14 protein-coding genes are annotated in these 16374 nt (G+C 69.9%); 8 read left to right on the top strand and 6 right to left on the bottom strand.

What is annotated here, in order from left to right; translation table 11 throughout:
- Positions 1 to 129: 129 nt before the first annotated feature.
- Positions 130 to 1083, top strand: a complete 954-nt coding sequence (trxB, locus tag QN315_RS17920; protein WP_176640298.1) for a thioredoxin-disulfide reductase — start codon at positions 130 to 132, stop codon at positions 1081 to 1083.
- Between the two features lie 214 nt (positions 1084 to 1297).
- A complete protein-coding gene (locus QN315_RS17915) occupies positions 1298 to 2197 on the top strand; it encodes a LysR family transcriptional regulator (RefSeq protein WP_323990768.1) in 900 nt (299 codons plus the stop codon).
- A gap of 72 nt (positions 2198 to 2269) precedes the next feature.
- Here the strand turns inward: QN315_RS17915 and QN315_RS17910 are convergent, their stop codons facing one another.
- The 5 genes from QN315_RS17910 to QN315_RS17890 form a co-directional block, all read right to left on the bottom strand.
- Positions 2270 to 2491 (bottom strand): hypothetical protein, encoded by a 222-nt coding sequence (locus QN315_RS17910; RefSeq protein ID WP_323990767.1) that lies wholly within the window; start codon positions 2489 to 2491, stop codon positions 2270 to 2272.
- Positions 2492 to 2617: 126 nt separating this feature from the next.
- On the bottom strand, positions 2618 to 2908 hold the full coding sequence (locus QN315_RS17905) for a hypothetical protein (RefSeq protein ID WP_323990766.1): 291 nt from the start codon (positions 2906 to 2908) through the stop codon (positions 2618 to 2620).
- A 206-nt stretch (positions 2909 to 3114) separates the two neighbouring features.
- The gene (gene ihfB / locus QN315_RS17900; RefSeq protein ID WP_176640294.1) at positions 3115 to 3414 is read right to left on the bottom strand and encodes an integration host factor subunit beta; all 300 of its coding nucleotides are present in this window, start codon (positions 3412 to 3414) and stop codon (positions 3115 to 3117) included.
- 21 nt (positions 3415 to 3435) lie between these two features.
- A complete protein-coding gene (gene sppA, locus QN315_RS17895) occupies positions 3436 to 4377 on the bottom strand; it encodes a signal peptide peptidase SppA (protein ID WP_323990765.1) in 942 nt (313 codons plus the stop codon).
- A 138-nt stretch (positions 4378 to 4515) separates the two neighbouring features.
- Positions 4516 to 4995, bottom strand: a complete 480-nt coding sequence (locus QN315_RS17890) for a MucR family transcriptional regulator (RefSeq protein ID WP_323990764.1) — start codon at positions 4993 to 4995, stop codon at positions 4516 to 4518.
- A 138-nt stretch (positions 4996 to 5133) separates the two neighbouring features.
- Between QN315_RS17890 and QN315_RS17885 the strand changes: the two genes are divergently transcribed.
- The gene (locus tag QN315_RS17885; protein WP_323990763.1) at positions 5134 to 6114 is read left to right on the top strand and encodes a PfkB family carbohydrate kinase; all 981 of its coding nucleotides are present in this window, start codon (positions 5134 to 5136) and stop codon (positions 6112 to 6114) included.
- A 118-nt stretch (positions 6115 to 6232) separates the two neighbouring features.
- Here the strand turns inward: QN315_RS17885 and QN315_RS17880 are convergent, their stop codons facing one another.
- Positions 6233 to 7615 carry an amidohydrolase family protein gene (locus tag QN315_RS17880; protein ID WP_323990762.1) on the bottom strand — a complete coding sequence of 461 codons (1383 nt, stop codon included), beginning with the start codon at positions 7613 to 7615 and terminating at the stop codon, positions 6233 to 6235.
- 76 nt (positions 7616 to 7691) lie between these two features.
- On the opposite strand from QN315_RS17880, the gene QN315_RS17875 reads away from it, so the two are divergent.
- From QN315_RS17875 to QN315_RS17855, 5 genes are all read left to right on the top strand, one after another.
- Positions 7692 to 9914: an FUSC family protein gene (locus QN315_RS17875; protein WP_408904548.1), complete on the top strand. Its 2223-nt coding sequence runs from the start codon at positions 7692 to 7694 to the stop codon at positions 9912 to 9914.
- 164 nt (positions 9915 to 10078) lie between these two features.
- Complete coding sequence (gene guaD, locus QN315_RS17870) at positions 10079 to 11461, top strand: guanine deaminase (RefSeq protein WP_323993621.1); 1383 nt, start codon at positions 10079 to 10081, stop codon at positions 11459 to 11461.
- A 63-nt stretch (positions 11462 to 11524) separates the two neighbouring features.
- Positions 11525 to 12433 carry a LysR family transcriptional regulator gene (locus QN315_RS17865; protein WP_323990760.1) on the top strand — a complete coding sequence of 303 codons (909 nt, stop codon included), beginning with the start codon at positions 11525 to 11527 and terminating at the stop codon, positions 12431 to 12433.
- A 167-nt stretch (positions 12434 to 12600) separates the two neighbouring features.
- Positions 12601 to 14922 (top strand): TonB-dependent receptor domain-containing protein, encoded by a 2322-nt coding sequence (locus QN315_RS17860; RefSeq protein ID WP_323990759.1) that lies wholly within the window; start codon positions 12601 to 12603, stop codon positions 14920 to 14922.
- Positions 14922 to 16361: an amidase gene (locus QN315_RS17855; RefSeq protein WP_323990758.1), complete on the top strand. Its 1440-nt coding sequence runs from the start codon at positions 14922 to 14924 to the stop codon at positions 16359 to 16361. Before QN315_RS17860 ends, QN315_RS17855 begins: the two co-directional genes overlap by 1 nt.
- Positions 16362 to 16374: the final 13 nt, after the last annotated feature.

The following is a 16374-nucleotide window of genomic DNA, read 5'->3' as shown; positions in this document are numbered from 1 at the left end:
TCAAATATTGATGGCGCACGATATGGCATGCGCCCCGCGCCGAAAAGGGCGCGCCCCACCGTTCCGCCTTGTGTCCGGCGCATCGGGCGGCCATATCCTCTGCATCCAGCACACAGCAATGCCGAGCCCATGACCCAGACCCATGCCACCGACCTGCTCGTGATCGGTGCCGGCCCCGCCGGCTACACCGCCGCCATCTATGCCGCGCGCGCCAATCTCAAACCCATCCTGGTCGCCGGACTGCAGCCGGGCGGCCAGTTGATGATCACGACGGACGTCGAGAATTATCCCGGCTTCGCCCACGGCATCCAGGGCCCCGAACTCATGGAGCAGATGGCCGCCCAGGCCGCCCATGTCGGCACGCGCATCATCCACGACATCATCACCGAATGCGCGTTCGCGGGGCGCGGCGGCGCCGCCGAACCCTTCCGGCTGGTCGGCGATTCCGGCGATATCTACCTGGCCCGCGCGGTCATCATCGCCACCGGGGCCCAGGCCAAGTGGCTGGGCATCCCCGGCGAGTCCCAGTACCAGGGCGCGGGCGTCTCGGCCTGCGCCACCTGCGACGGGTTCTTCTATCGCGGTCGCACGGTCGCGGTGATCGGCGGCGGCAACACCGCGGTGGAAGAGGCGCTGTACCTGACCCACCATGCCGAGCACGTCACCCTGATCCACCGCCGCGACAGCCTGCGCGCCGAAAAGATCCTGCAGGACCGCCTGTTCGCCAACCCCAAGGTCACGGTGAAATGGAACTGCACGGTCGATGAAATCGTCGCCACCGGTACCCCGCCCGTGGTCACCGGCGTCAATCTGCGCAACACCGCGTCGGGCGAGAACGAACATTTGCCCGTCGACGGCGTCTTCGTCGCCATCGGCCACGCCCCGAACACCGCCATCTTCCGGGGCCAGGTCGAAACCGACGACGAGGGCTATATCGTCACCAACCCGGGCGGCACCCGCACCTCGGTCCCCGGCATCTTCGCCGCCGGCGACGTCCAGGACAAGATCTACCGCCAGGCGGTCACCGCGGCGGGCACCGGCTGCATGGCGGCGCTCGAGGCCGAACGCTACCTAGTGTCCTGATTCCGAAATTCGCAAGCGAATTTCGAAATCGAAAGGACACGAGAATCAAATTTTAGTGGCCTGCTGATCCGAGAAATTCTCATAAGAATTTCTCGGGCAGGACACTGGCGGGCATGACCCCATAAAATCTTGACCGCCCCCGGTTGTTCCGCCAACCATTGCACTGATTTGACAACGGCTTTCGCCTGGCCGCAGACAGAATCGGAATCGTGCGTTGGACTGGGACAAACTCCGTATTTTCCATGCGGTGGCCGAAGCCGGATCGTTCACACATGCGGGTGACGTGCTGAATCTCAGCCAGTCGGCCGTCTCCCGCCAGATCTCGGCGCTCGAGGAAGCGCTCCAGGTCCCCCTCTTCCACCGCCACGCCCGCGGCCTGATCCTGACCGAACAGGGCGAAACCCTCAACCAGACGGTGCGCGACGTCTTCGCCAAGCTGGCGATGACCCAGTCCCTGCTGACCGAAAGCAAGGAAAAGGCGGCCGGAAGGCTGCGCGTGACCACCACCACCGGGTTCGGCACGTGCTGGCTGACCCCGCGCCTCCACCGCTTCATGGAGGCCAACCCCGACATCACCCTCACCCTGATCCTGGACGACAACGACCTGGATCTGGGCATGCGCCAGGCCGACGTCGCAGTGCGCATGCACCCGCCCCGCCAGCCGGACCTGGTACAGCGCCACCTGGCGGATTTCCCGCTGCCGGTCTACGCCGCCCCCTCCTATCTCCAGGAACACGGCACCCCCGCCACGCTGGACGACCTGGCGTCGCACAAGCTGGTGATGTTCGGCGGCTATCACCCGCCCGTCCCGCACATCAACTGGCTGGCCGAAGCCGGCGTGCCGTCGGACGAGAAGCGCCCCGCCCGGCTCGAGGTCAACAGCCTGCCCGCCATGGCCTCCGCCATCGCCTCGGGCGTCGGCATCGGCTCGATCCCGCTCTACGCGGCCGTCGCGCATCCGCACCTGGTCCGCATCCTGCCCGACGTGACGCTCCCCACGGTCGACGCCTATTTCGTCTACCCCGAGGAACTGCGCACCTCCAAGCGCGTGGCCGTCTTCCGCGACTTCCTGCTGGCCGAAATCAACAACCGTGCCCAAGGCGCCATCACGTAAAGCGCGCCATCGCGCCGACGATCCGGCCCCGAGCAGGTCGCGCCGCCGGGGCTGGATCGCGACCGATCCGCCCTATAGCGGCTTGTGCGCCCGATCCATCAGCCGCCGCCACGCGCCGCGCATCTTGTCCGCAATCGGGCTGGCCTTCGCCAGGACCGGCATCTCCGCCATGCGACGCTCGTCCTTCTCGGCCTTCCAGCGCTCGACGCTCATGCCGGCCTTGGCCGCCCGGCGCGCCTCATAGGCCCGCTTGCCGGCCCCGCTATCCGGCCCCTGGCTACCCCGATCGACCATCGCCCGTCCCTTTCCACAAAACGCGCTACCCCCCGATCCGCACGGCGCGATCCGGGCACCACGGACCCATATCCGACATGCGCCCCGAAAGCGAGGGACGGCACGACGCACGAAACGAAACGGAACTCAGCTCCGCCGATGGGCGGTACGCCGCAACTGGCAGCGGCGGGACATGTCGCGATAATACATCGCCTGCCCGATCGGCGCGAAATAGCGGCGCCGGCCGATCGCACGCAGCTTATGGCCATGGGTGGCGATCACCGCGTCATGCGACGCGCACAGATGGGCCGCCAGACCGGTCCGATGATGATGGGCACGATGCGGCACACGCGCCCACCCCGCCCCGCAAGCGCCCAGCGTCACGGCGAAACCCACCAGAAAACCGGAGATCACCTGCCGCACCCTGCGCCCCTTCATGGCTCGCCTATTCCATAGAGAAGGACTCATAGCAGCAGCAATCGGAACATATCAAGAACAGAACATCTGGCGCACATCAGGCGCGTACCGGCCATCACCTGTGGCCGAACCACCTCGAAACCCATCCGCTTCGATGCTCGGATACACACGCCGGACGCAGTCCGTCCCGCCCGTTCCCACGCGCCAACACCCACGTCCCGGAACGCTCAGCCGGCGCCCTCCGCAGGGCCGCGATTCACGCGCTCGCGCAATTCCTTGCCGGCCTTGAAGAACGGCACGACCTTCTCATCCACCGACACCATCTCGCCGGTCCGGGGGTTGCGCCCGGTGCGGGCATCGCGCTTCTTGACGGTGAACGCGCCGAAACCGCGCAGTTCCACCCGATCGCCGCGCGCCAACGCGGCGCTGATCTCGTTGAAGATCGTCTGCACGATCAGTTCCACGTCACGGCTGAGCAAATGCGGATTCGCCGCAGCCAGCTCGGCGATCAGCTCCGATTTGGTCATCCCGCACCTCCCGAATGCACGTCAAGGTTTCCAGATCGCAACAGCCCCGTCAAGCGCAACACCTTGCGAAACCACACTTCCTGCCCACTCGTCCCCCAGGATGACGCGCAGCATTCCATGCATCAGCCGCAATCTCCAGTCGCGCGGCCCGGCCACCTTCAGCTCCTCGACCGGGACCGTCGGCGGCAGGTGCAGGCGGCTCGCCAGCCACGCCTTGGCCTCCCGCTCGCCGCCGATCTGGTCGATCAGCCCCAGCGCCAGCGCCTGCCGCCCGGTATAGGGCCTGCCATCGGCCAGCGCACGCACCCTCTCGACCGGCATATGGCGGCCCTGCGCCACCATCGTGACGAACTGGTCGAACAGATCCGCCACCAATCCCTGCAGCATCTGCCGCCCCTCGGGCGACAGGGGCTGTACGGCCGACGGCTGCCCCTTCATCGGTCCCGAGACAAGCTGGTCCACCTTCACCCCCACCTTGTCCAGCAGGGACGACACGTCGGGCGCCTCCATGATCACCCCGATCGACCCGGTCAGGGTCGATCGCGTGGCGAACAGCCGCTGCGCCGGCACCGAGATCATATAGCCGGCCGAGGCCGCCGTCCCGCCCATCGCCACCGCCACCGGCTTGCGCGCGGCAAAACGGGCCACCGCGTCATGCAGCGCCTCGCCGCCGCTGACCGCGCCGCCCGGGCTGTCGACGTCCAGGATCATCCCGCGCACGGCCCGATTCTCCGCCGCCTTGTCGATCAGGGCGACCTGCCTGCTCACGTCAGATCCGATCACGCCGGTCACCCGCACCCGCACCAGGTGCGGCCGCGCCGTCAGCGTCCCGCCCTGCAGCAGCGACCGCCCGCCGACGCCGGTCAGCGCCAGCACGAAGGCCGCCACGGCCGCGACCCGCCAGAACAGCAGGCGCCGCCGCAGCCGCAGCCGGTCGACCATCAGGTCCGGATCGACGCTCATCGGCTGCCTCCCTCCCCGATGCCCCGCCGGTCGACGGCCGCCCGGCGCACCGCCGCCAACCCCGCCGCCGGATCCCCAGCCGCCGGATCCACTGCAAAACCCACCGGCGCCGGGGCGCGATCGGTCACGCGCATCGCCTTACAGCGCGGCGGGCTTGCGTCCGCGCCGGGCCGGCTTGGGCGCCGCCGCCTCGGGGGCGGCCGCTTCCTCGGTGGTCGCGGTGATCTTGCGGCCCAGCCCGATCTCGCGCGCCAGCGTGGAACGCCGCTCGGCGTAATTCGGTGCCACCATCGGATAATCCGCCGGCAGGCCCCAGCGTTCACGATATTGTTCCGGCGTCATGCCATAGGCGCTCTGCAGATGCCGCTTCAGCATCTTCAGCTTCTTCCCGTCCTCCAGACAGATCACATAGTCCGGGAAGACCGAACGCTTGATCGGCACCGCCGGCTGCAGTTTCTCGGGCTCGGGCGCCGCCTGCCCCAGCGACGTCAGGGCCTGGTAGACCTGTCGGATCAGGTCCGGAACGCCATCGGCCATGACGGAGTTGTTCGAGAGATGAGCCGACACGATCTGTGCCGTCAGTTCCAGCAAGGAGGCATCCTGCTCAATGTCCGACATAGCGATTTCCCATTTCTTTCGTTTATTATTCCAGTTGCGATTCGCATCACGTTTCTAATATGACGCATACGGAAATCATAAGGTCATCAAATATTTAATACAATGACCTTTTCAAATTTTAACGAAAGCCCCCAACCAATGGCCGAACGCCCAAGTAAATGTCACCCGCTGGTCGTATTCGGCAGCGTCAATATCGACATGGTGGCCCGCCTGCACACCCTGCCCGTCCCCGGCGAGACCCTGCATGCCCAGGGCGCGCATCTCGGCCTCGGCGGCAAGGGCGCCAACCAGGCCGTGGCCGTGGCCCGCCTGGGTGCTCCGGTCACCCTGGCCGGCCGGATGGGCGACGACATGTTCGCCGGTTTCGCCGCCGACGCGCTGCGCCGTTTCGGCGTGTCCGATTCGCACCTGTTCCGCGCGGCCGCCCAGATGACCGGCCTGGCCATGATCTGCACCGACGCGGCCGGGGAAAACACCATCGTGGTCGCGGGCGGCGCCAACCTGGCCATGGACGACACCGATGTGACGCGCCTCGCCGCGTGCCTCACGCCCGATTCGATCGTGCTGATGCAATGCGAAATCCCGCTGCCCGTCCTGCTCGCGGCGGCACGGCGGGCCGCCGCCCTCGGCGCCACGCTCATCCTCGATCCGGCGCCGGTGCCTCCGGGCGGCCTGCCGGACGAGGCCTTCCGCCTCGCCACGCTCATGACCCCCAACGAAACCGAAACCGAACGCCTCACCGGCATCCGCCCGCACGATCCCGACAGCGCGCGCCGCGCCGCCCACGCGCTGCACTCGCGCGGCCTGCGCCAGGCGATCGTCAAACTGGGCGCCCAGGGCGTGTTCTTTTCCGACGATACGCGACAGGACGACACACGGCAGAACGGCCCCCGCCAGGGCTTCGTCCGCCCCTTCCGGGTCACGGCGATCGACAGCGTCGCGGCGGGCGACTGCTTCAATGGCGGCCTGGCCGTCGCCCTCGCCCGCGGCCAGGACCTGGCGGCGGCCACCCGCTTCGCCGCCGCCTGCGGCGCGCTGGCCACGACGCGCAAGGGCGCATCCGATGCCGCCCCCACCCTGGCCGAAGTCGAATCGCTCCTCGCCGCCCAGCCCGAATGACCCGCCCGGTGAAATCCGTCACCCTCATAGCCTAACTGGACAGAAGCTACAGAAAACGCGCGTCGGATCGCCGGTCGCAGGGCTTGCGATACAGCCCCTCAGACGATCAGGTCGCCGGCTAGGCCGCAGCCGGCACCGCCTGCGTGCGCAGCACGCCGCCGGTCCAGACATCGGCGATATTCGCGCGCGACGCGGTATACAGCACCGCGCCCAGCAGGTCCTCGTCGCTCTCCCCGCCCCACAGCCGCACCGTGCCCAGCGGCGCATCGGGGTCGATGCGCAGCACGTCGAAATGCTGCCCACGCGCGAAACACCCCACCGGCAGGTCCAGCGCCGCGCCGCCGCCCGCCGTCGCCAGGTGAAAAGCCGTCAGCATATCCACCGCCGCCCCCGGCCGGCCGCGCTCCGCCGCCGGACGGGCGGGGTCCACCCCGTCCTGCAACATGCGCGACGCCGCGACCGTCATGCGCATCGCCGCCAGCAGCGAGGCCGACGGCCCGCCCGCGATGTCCGTTCCCAGTCCCACCCGCACCCCCTTGGCCAGGGCCGCGCGCAACGGAAAGACCGCATTGGCGAACCACGCGTTCGACAGCGCGCAATGCGCCACCGCCCCGCCCCGCAGCGCGACCCGCTCCATGTCGGGTCCGGTCATGAAATTGGCATGCGCCAGCACGGTGCGTCGGGTCAGCAGCCCGAAACCGTCCAGCACCGCCACGTCGCTCCGCCCGAACCGCGCCTGGCCGTAATCGCGCGCCCAGTCGCTCTCGCAGCAATGGGTCTGCACGTGGCAGCCGCTTTCCTCGGCCATCCGCCCCAGCGCGCGCAGCATCCCGTCGGTGCAGGACGGCAGGAATCGCGGCGTGATCACCGGCCGCACCATGCCGTCCGCGCCCGCCCGCGCGCGGATATGCGCCGCCACCGCCCGCGTCGCCTCCAGCCCCGCCTCGACCGATTCGTCGCAATAGAAATCGGGGCACTGCTCGGGGTTGTCCATCACCACCCGGCCCACCAGCGCCCGCTGCCCGGCCTCCAGGCAGGCATCGGCCAGTTCGCAGGTCGCGTCGGCATGACGGCTGGCGAAATACAGCGCCGTCGTCGTCCCCTGCGCCAGCAGGTCGCCCACCAGCCGCCGATAGACGCGCCGCGCGAACAGCCTGTCCGCGTACCGCGCCTCCAACGGAAACGTGTAACGCTGCAGCCAGACCTCCAGCGACTGGTCCAGCCCCTTGCCCAGTTGCGGATATTGCGGCGCATGCACATGCAGATCGACCAGCCCGGGCAGCAGCAGGCCCGGCAGCCTCACCAGCCGCCCCGCCTGCTGCGCCAGCGCGCCCGCCGCCTGGTGCCCCGGCGTGCCGGCCCGGTGCACGGCGGCGATCACCCCGTCCGGGCCGATCTCCACCAGCCCGCCGGCCATCCGCTCCAACGCGCCAGCGCGCGGGGCATGGAACCAATCCCCCGCCACCACGCACCCCCGCAGATCCCCTGCCGGCCGCACCATCCTGCCCCCTCCGCGCCGCATCCCCCGGCTCGGCCACCCGGCGCCCCTGCCGCCCCGAATGGCTGCTCCGCGATATATGCGCTCTCGCCCATGTTACCTCACGTACGCTTTTAATTTATCACCAGACATCCCCTCCGTCAGATACCCCCGTCGTGCCGAAGGTCGCATCGTGTCTCCGTCCTCCGCTTTCTCCCTGCCGGCGCGGCTGAAATGGCTCTACGCCCCCAGTGCCGAGGCCGCGATCTTCGCGCTGCGCACCACCGTCGCGGCCCTGCTGGCGCTGATGATCGCCCTGTGGATGGAACTGGACAGCCCGCAATGGGCGCCGATGACGGTCTGGATCGTCGCCCAGGGCTCGCGCGGCGAAAGCCTGTCCAAAGCCCGCTGGCGCCTGGTCGGCACCGCCGTCGGCGCCGTCGCCGCCGTGGCGCTGACCGCCGCCTTCCCCCAGGCGCCATGGCTGTTCGTTCCCGCGATCGGCCTGTGGATCGGCCTGTGCGCGGGCCTCGCCACCCTGGTGCGGAATTTCCGCGCCTACGCGCTCGTCCTCTCGGGCTATACCTGCGCCATCATCGCGTTCGACGCCATCCGCAGCCCCGACGACGTCTTCCTGATCGCGCTCTCGCGCTCGACCTACATCGTGCTGGGCATCGCCTGCGAAGGCCTGGTGGCCGGCCTCTTCTCGCCCGACCTGGCCGACACCGCCCGCCGCACGATCCGCGCGACGCTGCAGACCGCCCTGTCCGGCGGCACGGCCGCCATCGCCGACCTGCTGGCCGGCGACGAACAGGCCTTCACTCGCTCGCGCGCCCTGTTCGGCACCATCCTCGCCATCAACGACCAGATCGAGTTCAGCGAGGTCGAAATGGGCCCCCACGGGCACGAGGGCGACCACGCCCGCGCCGCCCTCGCCTCGGTCTCGGTCCTGCTCTCGCGCGGCCTGGGCATGGCGGCGCGGCTGCGCGCCCTCGGCCCCCCGCCCCCCGCCTTCGCCGACACCGCCGCCCAGGTCCGCGCCTATCTGCTCGGCCTGCCCCCGCGCCTGCGGCACGACCGGGACATTCCCGCCGCGCTCGCCGATCTGCGCGCCCTGCGCGGCACCTGCCGCCAGCGGATCATCGACGCGCTGACCGAGGAAACCGGCACAGGCAACCCTCCGGGCGGCCCCGCGATCCAGGCCCTGCTCGACCTGCGCATCCTGCACAGCGCGCTCGAGGAACTGCTGGCCGAACTCCAGCAGGCGATCGAGGAATTCGCGGCCGCCCAGCACAGCATCCGCGGCGACCATTTCCGCTTCCGCCTGCACGCCCATCGCGACCTGGCGCAGGCCGCCCGCAACGGCGTGCGCGCGGCCTGCGCCATCATCGCCGCCGGCCTGGTCTGGGAACTCACCGCCTGGTCCAGCGGCCAGGGATTCGTCACCCTGGTGGCGATCACCTGCGGCCTGTTCGCCACCCGCGAAAATCCGGTGCTGGGCACGCTCAGCTTCCTGCGCGGCGCCGCCTGGGCGGTCGCCGCCGCCGGCGTGCTGGCCCTGGCGCTGCTGCCGCGCCCGGCCGATTTCGAAATCCTGGCGGCCTGCCTGGCGCTGCCGATGTTCGTCGGCGGCCTCGCCGCGCGCAACCCGGCCACCGCCGGGGCGGCGGCGTCCTACACGCTGTTCCTGCCCAACCTGATCGCCCCCTCCAACCAGGGCCGGCTGGACGAGATCGCCTTCTTCAACGGCGCCTTCACCCTGCTGTGCAGCATCGGCTTCGCCGTCCTGATGTTCCGCCTGCTCCTGCCCTTCAGCAGCGCCCAGGAACGCGGCCGCATGCGCGTGCGCAACCTGCGCGACCTGCGCCATCTGGCCACCGCCACCCCGCTGCCCCGGACCGGCGACTGGATCGGCGGCAATATCGACCGGTTCTCGCGCCTGATCCGCCATGCCGGCCCCACCCCCACCCCGACGATCGAGGCCTATCTGCAAGGCACGCTCGCCGCGATGACGATCGGGCTGAACATCATCCGCCTGCGCGCCCTGCTCGCCCGCGACCAGGTGCCGGCCCATGCCAGGCGGCCGATCCTGCTGGTGATCGGCCGCATGGCCCAGTTCACCGGCCGCTACGGCCGCACCGCCCGCGCGGCCCGCGCCGCCACCGCCGGCCTGCGGCGGATCGAATCGCGCACGGCCAATCTCGGCGCGCGCGTCGAAATGACCCGCGCCATCGCCTACCTGCTGGTCATTTCCTACGAGCTGGACGCCAACAGCGCCTTCCTCGACGCCTCGCGCCCCTTCCCCGCCGAACGCGGCGGCTGATACGCCGTCCCCCGCTCGTCTCCCGGACCACCCTTCCCCCAGGCCGCCGAAACGGGCAAAACCGGCCGATCGCCGCCTCCAAGTCCCGCGCTTTCAGCCCCGAGTTCCCAAGCCCCCGAGTCCCAAGCTCCCGAGTCCCAAGCCCCGAGTCTCAAGCCATGACCATGACCGCGCCGCCCGCCGCCCCCGCGCGCCACGCCCCCGCGCGCCACGCCTTGCGCGGCCGGGCCGTCACCTTCCGCGCCGACCCGTTCCAGGACGGCCCGGCCGCCGCCCTGGTCCACGAACCCGACGCGCTGATCGTGATCGAGGACGGGCATATCGCCGCCTTCGGCCCCCATGACGCGCTGCGCCCCACGCTCCCCGAGGGCACGCCGGTCACCACCTATCCCCGCGCCGTCATCTCGGCCGGCTTCGTGGACACCCACGTCCATTATCCGCAATTGCCGATGATCGCCGCCTATGGCGAGCAATTGCTGGAATGGCTGGAACGCTACACCTTCCCCACCGAGGCCCGCTACGCCGACGCCGGCTACGCCGCCCGCGTCGCCCGCCGCTTCCTGCGCGAATTGCTGCGCGCGGGCACCACCACCGCCGCCGTCTATTGCACCGTCCATCCCCAGTCGGTCGACGCGTTCTTCACCGAATCCGCGCGGCTCGACACCCGCATGGTGGCGGGCAAGGTGCTGATGGACCGCAACGCCCCCGACGCGCTGCGCGACACCGCTCAGGGCGGCTACGACGATTCGCTGGCCCTGATCGACCGCTGGCACGGAAACGGGCGGCAGCTCTACGCCGTCACCCCCCGCTTCGCCGCCACCAGCACCGAGCGGCAGCTCGACCTCGCCGGCAGCCTGCTGCGCCAGCGCGATGGCCTGTTCATGCAGACCCACCTGTCCGAGAACGTGGCCGAGGTCGAATGGATCCGCCGGCTCTTCCCCAGCCGGCGCTCCTATCTCGACGTCTACGCCCATGCCGGCCTGGTCGGCCCGCGCGGCGTGCTGGGCCATGGCGTGCATGTGGACGAGGATACGTTCCATACCTGCCACGCCACCGGCTGCGCCATGGCCCATTGCCCGACCTCCAACCTGTTCCTCGGCAGCGGCGCCTTCCGCCTGTTCGACGCGCTCGACCCGCGCCGCCCGGTCCGCGTCGGGCTCGGCACCGACATGGGCGCCGGCACCAGCCTGTCGCAGCTCCAGACCCTGAACGAGGCCTACAAGGTCGCCCAGTCCACCGGCCGCCGCCTGCACCCCGTCCAGGCCTTCTGGCTGGCGACCGCCGGCGGGGCCCGCTCGCTCCATCTCGACGACCGGATCGGCACCATCGCCCCGGGGATCGAGGCCGATCTCTGCGTGCTGGACCCGTACGCCACCCCGCTGATGGCCCAGCGGGCCGAGGAATGCGATACGATCGAGGACCTGCTCTTCGTGCTCATGATGCTGGGCGACGACCGCAGCGTCCGTGCGACCTACGTCGCCGGCGCCCTCGCCCACGACCGCGACCACGACCCTGACCACGACCGCGACGCCCCTCCGGCTGAATGACGCCCCCGGCCGAACCTGTCGGATGAACCTGCCGAACAAGGAAGATTTCTTCCGGGAGAGCCCATGCAGATCCGCGCCCTGCGCCTGCTCGTCGAACTGGCCGAGGCCCGCTCGATCCGCCAGGTCGCGCGGCGGCACGGCTTGTCGGCCACCGCCATCGTCCGGCAGATCGACCAGATCGAGCATTTCTTCGGCACCCCCCTGTTCGAGCGCGATGAACGCGGCATCCGCGTGACCGAGGCCGGGCGCCTGGTCGCCGAACGGGCCCGCGCGGTACTCTTCCAGATCGACGACATCCACGCCCTGCTGGACGACATGCGCGGCCTCAGGCGCGGCCAGATCACCATCCAGGTCAGCGGCGGCGTCGTGGCCGGCCTGGTCTCGCCGATGATGCACGATCTGCAGACGCACCATCCCGGCCTGCGCTTCTCCGTCGCGGTCTCCAGCGCCGCCGAGGTCATCGCCGCCATCCGCGCCGGCCGCGCCGAGCTGGGGGTGACGATGTTCGTGCCCGACGACGCGCGGCCGCTGATCCGCATGTCGCGCCCGATCACCCATGCCGCCATCGTCGGACCCAACCACCCCCTGGCCGGCCGCGACGCGGTCGGCATGCGCGACCTCGCCGCCCAGCGCCTCGCGCTGCCCGACCCGTCCTTCGGGCTGCGCCAGTGGCTCGAGCGCGCCGCCAGCCGCATCGGCGTGCGGCTGGACCCGGTCTTCGTCACCGCCTCGCTGGACATGCAGCGCGAACTGGCGATCCGCGACGCCGCGGTCCTGGTCCTCCCCCCGTCCTGCTGCCGCAGGGAAATCGACGCCGGATTGCTGCGCGCCGTCCCGCTCGCCGCCGACTGCGCCATCGACACCACGCTCGACATCGCCTGCCAGCCCGGCCGCCGCCTGCCCTTCGCGGCCCGGGCTTTCATGCGCGCGATCGAACGCGTCATGGCCGATGACCGCCGCCCCCCGGTCTGAACGGCACAAGAGACGACTGACACAAGGGACGACTGGCACAAGGGACGATCGGCAGTGTCACGCAAAACGATACACACCCGACACAAATTCGGACTCCGTCCCGCCTGCCCGTCTCCGTTATCGTTGCATCAACGGATCGAAATCCCACCCCAGCCGGAGGCCCACCCGTGACCGCGCCATCCGTCCCCGCCCCCCGCACCGCCTGGCGCGCCGCCGGCCACCTGCTCGGCCTGCTCGCCGGCACCGCCCTGGCCTCCCAATCCGCCCATGCCCGGGCGGCGCCCGCGCACCACGCGCTCCCGCCGAAACCGGCGAAATCCTCCAGCACCTCCGCCAGCCCGCCCGCCGGCGCGCTGGAACAGATCACCGTCACCTCCGAACGGCGGCGCCAGAGCGCGCAGAATGTCGGCATTTCCGTCAGCGTGCTCAGCGGAAAGGAACTGGCGGCCCGCAACGTCAATGACGTGTTCGGCCTGCAATATCTCACCCCCTCGCTGCAGGTGACGCCGCAATTCGGCTCGGGCCAGCCTTCCTTCACCATTCGCGGCGTCGGCTTCAACGATTACGGCTCGGGCAACGCCTCCCCGGTCGGCGTCTATATCGACGAGGTCGCGAACCCGATCCCCTACGCCACCAACGGGCTGATGTTCGATGTCGCCCGCGTCGAGGTCCTGCGCGGCCCGCAGGGCACGCTCTATGGCCGCAACACCACGGGCGGCGCGATCAACTACGTGCTCAACCAGCCGACCGACCGGTTCGCCGCCGGCGCCACCGTCCAGTACGGCTCCTTCGCGGCCCAGAAATATGACGGATATGTCTCGGGTCCGGTGGCGCGCGGCATCCGCATGCGCCTCGCGGGCGAAAGCCAGCAGGGCGGCGCCTGGCAATATACCGATACCGGCCTGCATCTCGGCAATGTCGACCGCACCGCCCTGCGCCTGCTGACCGACATTCAACTGGCCGACACGCTCAAGGCGCGGATCGACCTGCATGGCAGCCTCGACCGCTCCGACGCCGCGGGCCTGCATCTCTACGCGCCCCTGACCACGATCGCCGCCTACAATCCGGGCGGCCCGGTCTTCCCCGCGGACAGCGCGCGCGACATCACCCGCTGGGGCACGTCGCCGCAATTCGCCGCCCTGGCCGGCATCCGTCCCGACCAGAAGCCCTATCACCATATCGATGTCGGCGGCGCCAGCATCCGCCTGGACCAGGATTTCTCCTTCGCCACCCTCAGCAACCTCGCCGGCTACGATGTCAGCAGCCGGCGCGAATACGACAATTTCGACGCCTCGTCGCTGAACGTCGCCGACGTCGCCTTCAACACCCGCTCCAACGTGTTCCAGGACGAACTCCGCCTGGTCTCCAGGGGCGACCACCGGCTCAACTGGATCGCCGGCCTCTACTACGCCAACGAATATCTCGCCGATCAGTATCTTTCCGGGTTTCAAGAGGCCTTCCACGTCGACCAGGGCGTCTTCTACAGCCAGATCGTCAACACCGTCAGCGGCTTCGGCCAGGCGACCTGGCGCATCACGCCCAACCTGCATCTGACCGGCGGCCTGCGGCTCGAGCACGAGGCCCGCGATCTGCAGGATTACCGCGCCTTTTCCTTCGACGACGCCGGCAACGTCACCAATCCCGGCAATGTCGTGCGCCGGCGCGCGCTGCTCTACACCCTGCCGTCATGGAAGGTCGAACTGCAATACACCCCGTCGCGGACCGACATGCTCTATGTCTCGATCTCGCAGGGCATCAATTCGGGCGGCTTCACCACCTACAACACGTCCAACGCCTACGCCTCCTCCAACCCCTACCAGCCGGAGAAGCTGCTGGCCTACGAAATCGGCAACAAGCTGGACATCCCGCGCGCCCATCTGCGCCTGAACGTCTCCGCCTTCTACTATGACTATCGGGACGAACAGATCCTGGGCGCCGCGGTCAATGCGCAGGCCGGACTGATCGGCGCCATCGTCAACGCGCCGCGCTCGCACCTGGCCGGCGGCGAGTTCGAGGCCGACTGGTCGCCCCTGCCCGGCCTGCTGCTCACCCAGTCCGGCGGCTGGGCCGTGGGACAGTTCGACCGGTTCCAGGCCGTCTACAGCGACTACCGGGTCGGCAACGTCTTCTACCCGATCTACCAGAACCGGCGCGGCGACGCCCTGCCCGCCCCCAAGCTCACCTTCAACGGCTCGGCCACCTATCGCTGGGCCTGGGGCCGCTACGATCTCAGCCTGGGCATGAATTACAGCCTGCGCAGCACCTATCGCTCGCTGTTCGGCCCGCTCTACAATGTCGCCGGCTATACGATCTGGGGCGCCACCGCCTCCTTCGCGCCGCATGCGGGGCACTGGAGCCTCAGCGCCTTCGGCAACAACATCTTCGACAAGCGCTACGACATCGAACGCAATTTCTTCCTGGTCGGCGACGACATCGCGCTCGCCGGCATGCCCGCCACCTACGGCATCCGGCTCGGAGCCAGCTTCTAATGACCGCACTTCACGCCCTCGACACGGCCGGCCTGCTGGACGGCTACCGCACGGGCCGCTTTACCCCGCGTGAGGCGATGCAGTCGGTGCTCGACCGCATCGCGGCCTGGGAATCCCTGCCCCCGGACCGCCGTCCCGGCGGATTATGCTTCCCCGACCCCGAGGGCGCGCTGCACGCCGCCGACGCCTCCGGCGCGCGCTGGCGGCGCGGCGCGCCCGCCGGCCCGCTCGACGGCGTCCCCGCCACCATCAAGGAACTGATCGCCAGCAAGGGCGTCCCCGTCCCCCAGGGCTGCGCCGCCTTCGACCCCGCGCCCGCCGAGGCCGATTCCCCCGTCGCCGCCCGCCTGCGCGAAGCCGGGGCGATCCTCTTCGCCCGCACCACCGTGCCCGATATCGGCATGCTGTCCTCGGGCCTGTCCAGCCTCTATCCGCTCACCCGCAACCCGTGGGACCTCGCCACCAATCCCGGCGGCTCCAGCGCCGGCGCCGCCGCCGCCGCCGCCGCGGGCTACGGACCGCTGCATGTCGGCACCGATATCGGCGGCTCGGTGCGCCTACCGGCGGCCTGGTGCGGGCTGGTGGGCTTCAAGCCCTCCTTCGGCCGCATCCCGATCGACCCGTACTATGTCGGGCGCTGCGCCGGCCCGATGACCCGCACCGTCGACGACGCGGCGCGGCTGATGGCGGTGCTGACCCAACCCGACCCGCGCGACGCCACCGCCCTGCCCTATCAGCAGATCGACTGGCAGCAGATCGACTGGGTCAGCCCCGGCACGGGCCCGGCCGGCCTGCGCGTCGGCCTCATGCTCGATGCCGGCTGCGGCATGGCGCTCGACCCGGAAATCGCCGAAGCCGTCACCGCCGCCGCCCGATCGTTCCAGGCCGCCGGCGCCACCCTCGTCCCGGTCCCCCCGGTGATGGACGACGCGGTGCTGGACGGCATCGACCGCTATTGGCAGGCCCGGGCCTGGGCCGAACTCTCCCGCCTGCCCGACGACCGCCGGGCCCGGGTGCTGCCCTATATCCTGTCCTGGGCCGGCCAGGGCGCCACCGTCTCGGGGGTCGAGGCGATCGACGGCTTCGGCTGCACCTTCACCCTGCGCCGGCGCTGCGCCGATCTGTTCCGGACGGTCGACATCGTGCTCTCGCCGACCACCCCCAACCTGTCCTTCCCGGCGGAATACGCCTCCCCGCTCGACGATCCCGCCCGCCCCTTCGCCCATATCGCCTACACCCTGCCCTGGAACATGTCCGAACAGCCGGCCATCTCGCTCAATTGCGGCTTCTCGCGCGGCGGCACGCCGATCGGGCTGCAGATCGTCACCCCCCGCTTCGCCGACGGGCTGGCCCTGCAACTGGCCCGCTGGTTCGAAACCACCTACGGTGCCGTCACCACCTGGCCCGAACCGCCCCTCTCCTGCCCCGACCTCACCTGACCCGCTCCGATCC

This window comes from Nguyenibacter sp. L1, from assembly GCF_035199985.1.
Classification (GTDB): Bacteria; Pseudomonadota; Alphaproteobacteria; order Acetobacterales; family Acetobacteraceae; genus Gluconacetobacter; species Gluconacetobacter vanlangensis.
This window is presented reverse-complemented; position numbering and strand designations above follow the sequence as displayed.

Excerpts from the sequence above, each read along its gene's own strand:
- QN315_RS17905 (WP_323990766.1), bottom strand. The coding sequence starts at position 2,908 with ATGAAGGGGCGCAGGGTGCGGCAGGTGATCTCCGGTTTTCTGGTGGGT.
- QN315_RS17880 (WP_323990762.1), bottom strand. The coding sequence starts at position 7,615 with ATGGTGCGGCCGGCAGGGGATCTGCGGGGGTGCGTGGTGGCGGGGGAT.
- sppA (WP_323990765.1), bottom strand. The coding sequence starts at position 4,377 with ATGAGCGTCGATCCGGACCTGATGGTCGACCGGCTGCGGCTGCGGCGG.
- QN315_RS17875 (WP_408904548.1), top strand. The coding sequence starts at position 7,692 with ATGCGCTCTCGCCCATGTTACCTCACGTACGCTTTTAATTTATCACCA.
- guaD (WP_323993621.1), top strand. The coding sequence starts at position 10,079 with ATGACCGCGCCGCCCGCCGCCCCCGCGCGCCACGCCCCCGCGCGCCAC.
- ihfB (WP_176640294.1), bottom strand. The coding sequence starts at position 3,414 with ATGACCAAATCGGAGCTGATCGCCGAGCTGGCTGCGGCGAATCCGCAT.
- trxB (WP_176640298.1), top strand. The coding sequence starts at position 130 with ATGACCCAGACCCATGCCACCGACCTGCTCGTGATCGGTGCCGGCCCC.
- QN315_RS17855 (WP_323990758.1), top strand. The coding sequence starts at position 14,922 with ATGACCGCACTTCACGCCCTCGACACGGCCGGCCTGCTGGACGGCTAC.
- QN315_RS17910 (WP_323990767.1), bottom strand. The coding sequence starts at position 2,491 with ATGGTCGATCGGGGTAGCCAGGGGCCGGATAGCGGGGCCGGCAAGCGG.
- QN315_RS17885 (WP_323990763.1), top strand. The coding sequence starts at position 5,134 with ATGGCCGAACGCCCAAGTAAATGTCACCCGCTGGTCGTATTCGGCAGC.
- QN315_RS17890 (WP_323990764.1), bottom strand. The coding sequence starts at position 4,995 with ATGTCGGACATTGAGCAGGATGCCTCCTTGCTGGAACTGACGGCACAG.
- QN315_RS17865 (WP_323990760.1), top strand. The coding sequence starts at position 11,525 with ATGCAGATCCGCGCCCTGCGCCTGCTCGTCGAACTGGCCGAGGCCCGC.